This window comes from Alkalinema sp. FACHB-956, assembly GCF_014697025.1.
Classification (GTDB): domain Bacteria; phylum Cyanobacteriota; class Cyanobacteriia; order Leptolyngbyales; family Leptolyngbyaceae; genus Alkalinema.
Genome location: NZ_JACJRC010000001.1, coordinates 783,951 through 796,038, shown reverse-complemented (window position 1 = coordinate 796,038; position 12,088 = coordinate 783,951). Strand labels below are relative to the sequence as shown.

Genomic DNA, 12,088 nt, shown 5'->3' with positions numbered 1-12,088 from the left:
GCTATTTTGCTCCCTTAGCGGTCTCTAACTGGCCCGATCGCAGCTTGAGCTTGCACCTGGAAACTAAACTTCCTGGCTTGGAATTGTCTCCTTGCGAGTGCCAAGTACTCGGGCCTTGCTAGCATTCTATCCTAGGGATTTAGTCGATCGTCGATTCGCATTCTCTATCGAGGCAAGCGAAAGATGGAATGATACCCAGAAAATTGCGTGATTTGGGTCGAGGGCATTGTTCCAATCTGTTATGAAATCTTTCTATTCCTAGAATGAAATGTACCAGCCGAGGGGCCAAGAAGTAAGATATAGGCTACTGTCTATCTTTTCTGAGTCCCGATCTCAGAAAAGCATGGTTGAGTGAAGAGGCATCCGCCAACAGACCTGTTAAGGATCGTGTTGTTGTGATGATTGTGTTCCCGCCACTGTTTGATCCCTTGTATATTCCTTGGATTTGGACTCTATGACTGCTTTGAATCATGCCACTCAACGACGGCTGCTCAATTTGCCGCAGATTCCAAGCGTCTGGGAAGGCGATCGTCGTTCACTGAGCACAGCAGAATTGAGTCTACTCTCCTCGGACAGCGCTTCGATGGGTGGTGGCCGTGCCGAGGGAGATTGTGTGCTTTGGGTGGATGGATCCCAAGGCATTGTTCGGGCGATGGATATGGTTGCCCCCACAGCAGGGCCTGAAACCGTTGTCCGCACGCTACTACGGGCGATCGAATATCCCCACAGTCCCGCCCAACCCGCACGGCCTCAAAAAATTGTGGTGCGCGATCGGGAAATGCAATTCTATCTTCGGGGAATTTTGCAGGAACTCGACATTGCTTTGGAATATGTGCCTGACTTACCGCTGATCGATGAAATCTTCCAAAGCTTCCAAACAGCCATGGTGGGCAAGCCCCCCAACTTACCGCCACAATTTGCCGAGGAATTAGTCAACAAAGCCCAACAGCTGTGGAACGATGCCCCTTGGAGCTTGCTGGGCGATCACCAAATCCTCGCGATCGAACTGAACCATTGGGATTTGGGCACCGTCTATGCCTCCATCATGGGGATGCTGGGCATGGAGTTTGGCATTTTGCTCTATCGATCGTTGGATTCTCTGCAACGCTTTCGGCAGCGGGTTCTGGATGATGACTCCATGGAACGGATGGAGGAAGCCTTTCTCAGTCAAGATTGCCTATTCCTCACCTACGAAGCGGAAGGCGGACGGGATTTTTCACCCCCAACCATGCTGCGCGTCTTGCCCCCGGTGGAAGATTACGAACCCGTCTTTGGCAGCCTCCATCCCCTGGAAGGCTTGCGATCGGCCCTCTATGAGGAAGAAGCCCAAGCCTTTGCCGTTGTGCTAGAGGCCCTGCATTGCTTTTTTGAGCAACATCACTCCAAATTTGCGGATGGGCAGTTCCCAGAAGTCTCCAGTCGCTATGACATTCCCGTCCCAGGGGTACCCGAGAGCCCCCTGTCGATCCAAGTATCCACCTTGCCGGATCTCGCAGAAGAACTGTTTGCGATGGCTGAGGATGAATCGGATCTACCCATGATTCGTGATGATTTAATCCCCGAAAATGCCTTTTTGAGTCTGGGGGTGATGCCCTGGGATACGCTGAAAATGGTGCGATCGCAGGTGAAGTATCACCAAATGGCAGACATTCCAGAAGCGGGGGAAGGGTTACCCGTCGTGTTGGTGCAAACTTCCCAGCCCAAGGCCAAGGCCCTGATTCAGGAACTGCAAACCTCCGGCGGATTGCGAGGGATTGGCTTTAACCCCGGTGCCGATTCCATGATGGGGGAGCAGTATGACTTAGGACTACTACAAACTGAAGATGAGACGCTGTTCCTGTTTGGTGAGTTTGGTGACAGCGATCCAGTCCATATCCAAGCCCGCAAAAAGTGGGATCAACGGTGCAAGAAAACCAAAGGATACTGCGGCCTATTGGTTGCTAAGGGGGTCACAGGCAGCAGCAAAGGCCAACCCAAAATTACGGATATGGTCGGTTTGTTCGAAGTCCATGCCCTTTCCGCTAGTGATCTGGGGCTGGGCGTGCTGGAACGGCAATTTTTGGCGGATTGGTTGTAGACGCGATGCTTGTAGACGCGATGCTTGTAGACGCGGATTGATTGTAGCCCCATTGAGTGGAGACAAGCCGGTAGGAATGCCAGGGAGGACGGGTTTTACGGTATTGTGAAACATGTATTGTCAATTTCACTGCTGTTTCTAGCCCCGTTTTCCCATGACCCTGGCGCAACCTCACAAAAAAGCAAAGGCTCTCAAACCCAATAGCCGCCGTCCTGCCAAGGATTTATGTAGTGAGTGTGGTCTATGCGATACCTCATACATTCACTATGTTAAGGATGCCTGTGCCTTTTTGAACCAGCAGTTCGATCGTTTGGAAGCCTTGGTGCATGGGCGCAGTCGCAACCTCGAGTCCGATCGTGAGTTGTACTTTGGGGTGCATCAGGACATGATGCAGGCGCGGAAAACGGAACCCATTCCTGGGGCGCAGTGGACGGGCATTGTCAGCACGATCGCGATCGAAATGTTGACCCAAGGCAAGGTGGAAGGGGTGGTCTGTGTGCAGAGTTCACCGGACGATCGGTTTACCCCCGTCCCCATCATTGCCAAAACACCAGAGGAAATTCTAGCGGCACGGGTGAATAAACCAACCCTATCGCCCAATTTAAACATTCTGGATTTGGTAGAGCAATCGGGATTAAAACGCTTACTCGTCATTGGTGTGGGCTGCCAAATTCAGGCATTGCGAGCCGTTCAGGATAAGATTGGCCTGGAAAAATTGTACGTTCTGGGAACGCCTTGCACCGATAACGTGAGTCGGGCAGGGTTGCAGAAATTTTTGGAAACCACCAGCCGATCGCCCCAAACGGTGGTGTATTACGAATTCATGCAGGATTTCAATGTCCATTTCAAATACGAAGATGGTTCCACGGAATTGGTGCCGTTCTTTGGACTGAACACGAAGGAGTTAAAGGATGTCTTTGCGCCCTCCTGTTTAAGCTGCTTTGACTATACCAATGCCCTTGCTGATTTAGTTGTGGGGTATATGGGTGGGGAATTTGGGTGGCAATGGATTGTGGTCAGAAATGAAACGGGACAGGAAATGCTGGATATGGTGCAAAACCACATTGAAACCAAACCCGTCATTTCCAAGGGCGATCGTAAAGCTGCCGTCCAGCAAGGCATTTCCGCCTATGACCAAGCGATGACATTGCCGATGTGGGTCGCCAAGTTAATGGGCGTCGTGATTGAAAAAGTGGGGCCGAAGGGTTTGGAATATGCCCGCTTTTCGATCGACTCTCACTTCACCCGCAATTACCTATTTGTCAAACGGAACTATCCTAAAAAGCTAGACCAGCATGTGCCCGAGTTTGCCAAGCGTATTGTCGCCCAGTACAAGCTACCCAAATCCTAAGTTTCAACGTCTAGCCGCATTTACTGGAACAGCATAGCAACACTCGTACTAAATCCTGGCAACAGGGGAGATGTCAACGTATCGTTCGCTAACAGGGTCGTCTCCAGTTGCAGCATTCCCTCACGGTGACGGTAAACTGCGATCGCCTGCTGCTGCCAGTCCGCAATCCAATATTCCTGTACTCCATGGCGGGAATAGAGTTTCAGTTTCAGTTCCCGATCGCGCTGCTGATTTTGTTCACCGGGGGAGAGAATTTCGATGATCAATTCCGGGGCAACGATGAGGTGTCCAGACTCGTCTAATCCGTTGGCTAAGCGATCGTGACTGATCCATACCACATCTGGAATCACAGCATCGGTCGGAGTAAAAATCACCCCTGGAACTTGATAGGGTTTTCCCAATTGGGTTTTACGCGACCAAGCTTCTAACTCAAAGTGAAAATTTCCGCTAGCACCTTGATGCTGAATGTGGGGAGCACGGGTCACGTAGAGTTCTCCATCAATGATTTCATGGCGTACCCAGCCACCGTCATCGGGCATGATGGTGAGGTCACGAGTTGTCCACTTGAGCGCATTAGGAACCGTGTTGGAAACCATGATTGGGCACCAGGGTAGACCGCTGAGCAGGCATTGCAGAGCTTCACTTGATTGTAAGCGATCGCTTTCAGTGAGGCGACTACCGTGAGAGGCCATCATGAGCAATCAACACTCGGCTATCGAGGCTCAGACTCGATGAATTGCAGAATTTTTTTGGCCCAACGCTGACGGGAGTAGCGAAAACTGAACATCGGGTACAAGGGGCAAAAGCGCACACATCCTCCCCCCTGCAACGTAATCATGACCCAATGCTTTTGATTGCCCCAGGTAACGCCCATTTCCTGTACGTGCACATGGCGAATTTGATTGAGGGCCCGATCGAAGGTTTGAACCCCAAACACACTATATTTTTTCAGCGTCAGGCGTCCTGTCCGGCGATCGAGATGCAACCGTTCCAGCCGACCAAAGATCGCCACAACGCCACTCCCCAAGGCCAAAAAGAGAAGACCCCCGATCCGGAACTGGAGTCGCTGATCGTCCTGTATCGTCAGGTTGGACTGAGTTGAATGGTGCAAAAATGACTGAATTTGGTTGACCTGCTTTTCTAAATACGCGGTATCCGTTGAACTTAAGGACAAAAATGCTTGGGGATCTGACTGCGTAATTAAGTAAATTTGGTAAATCGGTGCACCTTTCACGGTACCGGACTGGGTAAAACTGGCCCCTTGAATTTGGGCTAGAAGCCAATGGTTTTGTCGATCGGCTTCAAAGCTGTGATAGGTGGATACACATGATCCCTGGGTCGGTTGGCTCAGGTTACGGGTGCAGTGCAAGGTAACCCATGGCCCTTCTAGCAATATCCCAAACATCAGCCCCAGCGCGAGAATTAAGGCCGCAAATAGCATCGATCCCCAAGGGATAAACCATAGGGTTAGTTGCTTAGAGGGGCGTTGCAAAAAAGCCATAATCACTTAGGGAAGCGTGTCTACTCAGTGGGGGGAATCGCGATCTGGGGTGAAACAAGATCTGGGGTGAACCGCGATCGACGCCTTAGGATGCCCGAAGTTGCTCCCGAACTTGCATGAGCGCGAACCCCAACAGATTGAGTCCCGGCCACTTGCCAGGATGGGAGGCATCGGGGGAATGACGATCGAGGCCAATACCCCAAATCGCATCCAATGGACTGGCTTCGACCAGAATACGATCGCCCGTTTGCAAGAGGAACGTTTTTAACGCATCATGCTGGCTGAATTTGTGATAGTTACCGCGTATGACGATCGCACTTCGGTGCTGTTTCCAGAGATCGTCATTGAATCCTTTCGCGTTACGACCCAGGTCTTTTGCTTGCTTGGGATGGGTTGCCGCAATAATCAATTCAGCAGTTACATCATCCCCAAAGAGGCGCGCTTTTTCGGCCATCATGTAATGCTCAGCGGTCGCGTAGGTAACATCATCCACGACAAACGGCGATTGCTCCCACCACTGGCTAAAGCAGGATTGGGTAATGCTACCATCGGCAGCAGGATGGTGGCCCCAGAAGAAGAGGTATTTGTAGAATTGACCGCTTTCGATCGCGGCTATCAGTTGTTCTTTAGTTGTGAGCATAGAAGTTTTGCCGATAGAAGTCTTGGAGATAGAAGTTTTACAGATAGAAGTCTTGGAGATAGAAGTTTTACAGATAGAAATCCTAGAAATAAAAGCATTAGAGGATATGGAAAGTTCAGCAATTAACTTGCAATACATTTTTGTATAGTCTTTAGCAATTCCTGAGCTGTATAGGGTTTGGATAAAAATGCCTTAACACCCAGTTGATTTAATTCAGCAATTTGGCTGTCCGGAACCAAACCACTCATTGCAATCACATTCACATTGGGATTGATGGCATGCAGCATACGAATTGCAGTCAACCCATCCATGACTGGCATCATAATATCCATTAAGACCAACTGAATTTCCTGTTGATGTTTTTCATAGAGCGCGATCGCTTCCATTCCATCCTGTGCAATTAAAGTACGGTAATGGGAATCTTCCAATGTGGTTTTCGTGACTTGGCGAATCAGCGGTTCGTCTTCTACAACTAAAATTAGCTTTCCATTGCCTTCTAAGGTTGCCCATTCCTGAGGGGTCGTACTGCCAAGCGTCACGGTTTCCTTAATCGCAGGTAAATAGACGGAAAATTGTGATCCTTGCCCTACTTGGCTTTGGACTTGGATAAAGCCCCCGTGACTTTTAACAATGCCCAACACGATCGAGAGTCCTAAGCCGGTGCCTTTGCCCACTTCTTTGGTCGTAAAAAACGGATCAAAAATACGCTCTAGCAACTCTGGGGGAATTCCCACCCCCGTATCGATTATCTGAATCATGACATAGGCACCCGGATGAGCCTCTAGGTTAGATCGCACAAAGGCTTCATCAATTTCAACATTATCGACCACTAAGGTCAGTCTCCCGCCCTGGGGCATACTATCCCGAGCATTGACACAGAGATTCATCAAAACCTGGTGGATTTGGGTGACGTCCGCAGAAACTAACCAGAGGTGATCTGCCAGAAGTTCAATCTGAAGTTCAAGGTTTTTGGGAAAGGTTTGGCGAATAACTCGGCTAATCTCGGTTAACAGATGACGTAATTGCAGCGGCACCCGTACCCCTTCTTCCCCTCGAGCAAAGGCAAGCACCTGCCGGACTAAATCCGCACCCCGCCTTGCACTGTCTTCCACAATATCCAAGAGTTGCTGCGTTCGTTCATCAAGGTTAGGAAATTTTAAATGCAACAACTGCGCGATCGCTAAAATGGGCGTCAGAATGTTATTAAAGTCATGGGCAATGCCACTGGCTAAGGTGCCTAAACTTTCTAACCGTTGAGAACGGCGCAGGGCTTCTTCGGCGAGCTTACGATCGGTGATATCTTCGGCAATGCCCACCAGACGATAGGCTTCCCCGTGGGCATTATTAATGGGAAAACCGCGATCGCGAATCCAGTGAATCGTACCATCGGGATGCAGAATCCGATATTCCTCATCGTAGGTACCCGCAAGGGATCGAGTAAAAAACTGGGTTTGAATCCGATAGCGATCTTCCGGATGGATAGCCGCTAACCAGTCCAAAAAGTCTACGCCCCCATCTGGCTGACAGGGTTTTCCCCAAATCCGACGATAATTAGGACTGACATAGAGAAATTGCTGTCCCACAGGATCAGCCATCCAAAAGACACTTTCGACAATATTCTCTGCCAATTGCCGAAATCGCTCTTCACTTTCTCGCAGCGCCTGTTCTGCACTGTGGCGTTTCTGCCGTTCTACGGCTTCCCGCAGTTCCCGCTCTACAGCTGGAATCAGGCGAGCTAAGTTGCCCTTCGTGATGTAATCGTGGGCTCCTGCCTTCATGGCCGCCACCGCCGTTTCTTCTCCAATGGTGCCGGAGACGATAATGAAGGGTAAATCCTGCTGGCGTTGTTGCAACAGCTTGAGGGCATCGGGGGCACTAAACTGCGGTAGGGTATAGTCCGCAATCACGAGATCCCAAGGCTGTAGATCCAGGATAGTCTGCATCTCTTCCGCAGTCTCCACCCGCACAGAATCTACCCTATACCCACCCCGTCGCAACTCACGCAGGAGCAATACGGTATCATCCTCTGAATCCTCGACGACCAGAACCCGCAAGTGGGAACTCATGATGAACGACCTCTCCTTGGCTCATTCTAATTAGGTGGCGGCTCATTCATTAGCAACCAGTACATGCCCAATTGCCGAATAGCCTCGGAAAATTGCACAAAATCCACAGGTTTTCGGATGTAACTATTGCAGCCCAAGCTATAGCTATTGAGTAAGTCTTGCTCTTCGCTGGAGGTCGTTAGAACAACAACGGGTAACAGTTTGGTGCGATCGTCCTCGCGCAACCGCCGGAGGACTTCTAATCCATTAATGCGGGGCAATTTGAGATCCAGCAAAATGACGGTGGGTTTGATATTAACATCCCGGCCTTCATAGAGGCCCGTCCCAAACAAATAATCCAGGGCCTCTACACCATCATGGGCCACAACAATTTCATTACTGATATGGTGACGCTTTAAGGCACGGATTGCTAAAGCTTCATCATCAGGGTTGTCTTCCACCAGTAGAATTACTTTCTGTCCTGCACCACCACTCATGATTCCTCGATCCCTTCCATTAAGGTGAAATAAAAAGTCGCGCCTTGATTGAGGTGTCCTTCGGCCCAGACCCTACCGCCATGGCGACGCACCACTCGCTGAACCGTCGCCAATCCGACCCCATTCCCCGGAAATTCATTGATTCTGTGCAGCCGTTGAAAGGGTTGAAATAACTTATCCACGTATACCATATCAAACCCAACCCCATTGTCCCGCACGAAATAGACCAGTTGTTCGGGGGAAGTTGAGTCAATTGCCCAATTCAACTCAGGACGATTGACCTCTGCAAGGCGCATTGCCCCAAATTCGATGAGAGCTTGGGGTTGCTTGGAGGTAAATTTCCAGGCATTACTCAACAGGTTTTCCATCATCACCCGTAGTAATAGAGGATCTCCCTGCGTCACCACATTGGATTGAATCACACAGTTGATCGATCGTGACGGATCAATCTGCTGCAAGTCCCAACAGAGCTGATTGGCTAAGTAACTCAGGTCTACGGCATCCCGGCGCAGATCACTGCGGGTAACGCGCGATAGCATCAGGAGATCATCAATCAACTGCCCCATGCGTTGGCTAGCTGCACGAATCCGCTGCAAATAGTCCCGCCCATTGGAGTCCAAGTGCTCTAAACAATCTTCGAGTAAGGCTTGGCTGAATCCATCAATGCTGCGCAGGGGGGCGCGCAGGTCGTGGGAAACAGAATAGCTAAAGGCTTCCAATTCTTTGTTGACGGCCTTGAGTTCGACAATGGCTTGGCGCAATTCTTGATTCAGATTGTGGGCGCGTTGTTCCGCCTGTTGCCGATCGAGGATTTCCCTGCGCAACTCAACCATTAATTCTGCGTGGTACAGTGCGACCCCTAAATGGCCCGCAATTTGGGTCACAAATTCAATTTCCGTCGGATCCCATTGGCGTGGCCCACGGCAGTGATGAATACAAAGCAGTCCCCACAAATTCTGTCCTAGCAAAAGCGGCACCACTAAATTGGCCCGCACCTGAAATTGCGCGAGGACTTGAATATGACAATCACTCAATCCGGCATCGTAAATATCGGCAACGGCTTGGATGCGTCCGGCTTGATAGTGAACCGCAAACTGATCCCCAAAGCAATGGTCATGCACGGGTTCCGCGATCGCCGAAGAAAATTCCGGATCCACATCCTCTGACACAAATTCACCATCATCCCAGCCGGAGTCAGGATGGAAGCGAAACATGCCGACCCGATCGACGGCTAGCAATTGGCGAATTTCGATCGCGGTGGCTTGGAAAATTTCTTCTAGGTCGATCGGTTCCCGCAACCGAGTAATGACATGCAAGAGAGCCTTGTGACGCTCTAGTTGAAAATCAGCATTTCTCGCAGCTTCCTCCAGGGGGTGCAGTTCTTGGAGCAGCATTTGTTGACAGTTTTCAAATGCTGCCTCATCTCGGCAGTAAGTGCGGATTTTGTCCCAGAAGGCTGCATCCATGTACCATCCAACTCCTATCCTGTATGCTTGTTCGCTGAGAACCTGTCGTCAGTGAGCGACAATTAATTCTTACCTTTTACGAGAGGTTGGCCATAGGTGGACTTTAATGTGATTTAACAGAGATTGGTTACATATCGCAATAATACTTATTACATTCCGCAATAATCGTTGATTATTCGCAGGATGATCGGTGAGTATTTGCACACATTGATCGTAAAGTATCTCTAACTCTCCTCAAGCCATTCTTAAATAGTTTTTAAAATAGCTTTTACATCAGGTCTTCGATCGTGGTACTCGATCGACTAGTTGACTCAGGGGCGAACGGACTATCTAGGACGGGATGGGGTCTTTAGCGAATCAGTTGCGCAATCATACGATCGGCTTGCCCAGCATAGCTTCCACCGAACAAATTGAAATGGTTCAGCACATGGTAAAGGTTATAGAGAATTTTGCGAGATTCATAACCGGAGTCCAGGGGATAAACTTCGTGGTAGCCCTGGTAAAATTCCGCTGAGAACCCGCCAAACAGTTCGGTCATGGCCAAGTCCACTTCCCGATCGCCCCAGTAGGTTGCGGGATCAAAAATCACCGGTTCGCCTTCAGCGGTGACAGCGGCGTTGCCGCCCCAGAGATCACCATGGACGAGGGATGGATGGGGATGATGGTCGGCTAGGATTGCAGGAATTCGGTCTAGCAGGCGATCGCCCTGGGAAAAATAGCCGCCCCGCCGCCGCCCCAGTTCTAATTGGTAGCCAATGCGGTACTGTTGCCAAAAGGTAATCCAATCTGTGGTCCAGGGATTTTTTTGAGGAGTGGAGCCAATCGTGTTGTCGCGTTCCCAGCCAAAGGCCGTGGCTTGGCGGAATTGATGTAAGCGGGCTAACTGCCGCCCCATTTCCCGATCGGCAGACCGACTGCTGCGCCCTAGATCTAACCATTCCAAAACGAGGTAGCAAGCGGATTCTGCAACGCCAGAACAAATGGGTTTAGGAACACGAATGGTATGGGTTTCGAACATCTGTTGCAGGCCGAGGGCTTCCGCCTCAAACATCGCTATTTGCTCAGCACGGTTCAACTTGACAAAGTAGGAACGATCGCGGCTAACCAATCGATAGCCTTGGTTGATACATCCGCCCCCCACCGATCGCAGATCGACCAGTTCAAAGGGTTGGCCCGTGACTTGATGAATGTGCTGGCAGATGGGTTCCCACATGCGATCGGACTCCTTCCTCGTCTCCTTTTACCCGCAGTTACTAGATTAGCGCTTCCTGGCAACTGGAGAATCAAACGATGGTAGGATTTTGGCAGATCTCCTGCCTACCCGATTGATCTATGCTGACTTCGATCGTGACCTATGTTAGCCACCATGGTATTTTGATTGCAAATTCTGGCATTCCGCTGTTTAGTCAGAGTGTTTTTTACCAAGTTTTTCTGTTGATTCCAATCATCGCGATCGAGGCATTCATCCATCACCAGAAACTTTCTATCAGCATTCGCAGATCTGCTTGGCTAGCATTTTATACCAATATTATTTCTACATTGCTCGGAGGAATCCTGGTGATCATTCCGTTTGGTGCATTTTTAGGCCAGAGCCTATTGGGATCTTCGGTGCCCGTGCAACCGGGAGCCTTTCCCTTCCTGCCATTGGAAATTATGGTGACGCTGATTCCGATGTATGTTTTTTCGGCAGTGGTGGAAGGTTGGGTTGGGTCGTTGAGTCTCAAAAAAATCGATCGTCTCGATCGCAAAATGATACGCCGTTCCTTTTGGCTAGCCAATGCCTTTACCTATGGCATGTTGGAGGTATTAGCGATCGCGCAGTTGGTCAAGGGGTATTTAGAAGGGCGGGGCTAGACGGTTTAGCGATGATCAAGAAAGTCAGGAGAGAAGTAGAGAGGCATCGATCGCAGAGTTAGCATTTAACCTTAAAGAGAGATTAGAATTGAGGCATGGGTTGAATTCACCCTGAATAACATCTGCCGCATAACATCTTGGGAGGCCGAACTGATGGCAATTAGCTTACATAATTTTGAGTGGGAACAAGTGCGGTTGGTGCAGGTAGAAACGCAGCCGCATCATATTGCAGGCGTTCTCAGCGAAATTCGTGACGTATTGGAAGAGTCGGATTGTGAGTGGGATGATATCTATTCTGCTTATTACGATTGTGATGAGGATGAGACAACAACTTTCTATGAGGGCGAAAGTGCCGAGGAGGGAAGTCCTGGGATTTGGACCTATGTTGTGTATGAATGTGAAGCAGGGGAGGAAACCGTTATCACGAACGCGGACATCAATACAAGCCAACCTGCATTGCAATTACAAAAGATTATTGCAGATGTAATGGCTACTAGTACGCTAAGTGATGCAGAGCAAGTACAAAAATTAACCGCGATCGCGCAGGCCAATGGCATTGCCCCAGAGATTTTGATTCCCTAAGCTCATCGTCTCGGCTAAAAACCGGGATTTTTAGAAAATCCCGGTTTTTGTTAACCCTCGGGATCACCGATCGAT

The 12,088-nt window shown here is 49.8% G+C and carries 11 protein-coding genes; 4 read left to right on the top strand and 7 right to left on the bottom strand.

Annotation, left to right across the window (positions count from 1 at the left end; genetic code table 11):
- The first annotated feature begins 454 nt into the window (after window positions 1-454).
- The gene (locus tag H6G21_RS03140) at window positions 455-2,077 is read left to right on the top strand and encodes a hypothetical protein (RefSeq protein ID WP_190570325.1); all 1,623 of its coding nucleotides are present in this window, start codon (window positions 455-457) and stop codon (window positions 2,075-2,077) included.
- Between the two features lie 154 nt (window positions 2,078-2,231).
- The gene (locus H6G21_RS03135; protein WP_190570323.1) at window positions 2,232-3,428 is read left to right on the top strand and encodes a Coenzyme F420 hydrogenase/dehydrogenase, beta subunit C-terminal domain; all 1,197 of its coding nucleotides are present in this window, start codon (window positions 2,232-2,234) and stop codon (window positions 3,426-3,428) included.
- Between the two features lie 20 nt (window positions 3,429-3,448).
- Here the strand turns inward: H6G21_RS03135 and H6G21_RS03130 are convergent, their stop codons facing one another.
- The 7 genes from H6G21_RS03130 to H6G21_RS03100 form a co-directional block, all read right to left on the bottom strand.
- On the bottom strand, window positions 3,449-4,024 hold the full coding sequence (locus tag H6G21_RS03130; RefSeq protein ID WP_190570528.1) for a Uma2 family endonuclease: 576 nt from the start codon (window positions 4,022-4,024) through the stop codon (window positions 3,449-3,451).
- Window positions 4,025-4,140: 116 nt separating this feature from the next.
- A complete protein-coding gene (locus tag H6G21_RS03125) occupies window positions 4,141-4,929 on the bottom strand; it encodes a hypothetical protein (protein ID WP_190570321.1) in 789 nt (262 codons plus the stop codon).
- A gap of 85 nt (window positions 4,930-5,014) precedes the next feature.
- The gene (locus tag H6G21_RS03120) at window positions 5,015-5,569 is read right to left on the bottom strand and encodes an NADAR family protein (RefSeq protein ID WP_190570319.1); all 555 of its coding nucleotides are present in this window, start codon (window positions 5,567-5,569) and stop codon (window positions 5,015-5,017) included.
- Window positions 5,570-5,691: 122 nt separating this feature from the next.
- A complete protein-coding gene (locus tag H6G21_RS03115) occupies window positions 5,692-7,635 on the bottom strand; it encodes a response regulator (RefSeq protein WP_190570316.1) in 1,944 nt (647 codons plus the stop codon).
- A gap of 26 nt (window positions 7,636-7,661) precedes the next feature.
- A complete protein-coding gene (locus H6G21_RS03110; protein ID WP_190570314.1) occupies window positions 7,662-8,111 on the bottom strand; it encodes a response regulator in 450 nt (149 codons plus the stop codon).
- Complete coding sequence (locus H6G21_RS03105; RefSeq protein ID WP_190570312.1) at window positions 8,108-9,577, bottom strand: GAF domain-containing protein; 1,470 nt, start codon at window positions 9,575-9,577, stop codon at window positions 8,108-8,110. Before H6G21_RS03105 ends, H6G21_RS03110 begins: the two co-directional genes overlap by 4 nt.
- A gap of 349 nt (window positions 9,578-9,926) precedes the next feature.
- Entirely contained in the window at window positions 9,927-10,790 is an 864-nt protein-coding gene (locus H6G21_RS03100) for a fructosamine kinase family protein (RefSeq protein WP_190570311.1), read from the bottom strand.
- A gap of 119 nt (window positions 10,791-10,909) precedes the next feature.
- Here H6G21_RS03100 and H6G21_RS03095 point away from each other — a divergent pair, with 119 nt between their 5' ends.
- Together H6G21_RS03095 and H6G21_RS03090 are read left to right on the top strand one after the other, a co-directional pair.
- Window positions 10,910-11,431, top strand: coding sequence for a hypothetical protein (locus H6G21_RS03095; RefSeq protein ID WP_190570309.1), 522 nt, complete (start codon window positions 10,910-10,912; stop codon window positions 11,429-11,431).
- Between the two features lie 153 nt (window positions 11,432-11,584).
- Entirely contained in the window at window positions 11,585-12,013 is a 429-nt protein-coding gene (locus H6G21_RS03090; protein ID WP_199306971.1) for a hypothetical protein, read from the top strand.
- Window positions 12,014-12,088 lie beyond the last annotated feature (75 nt).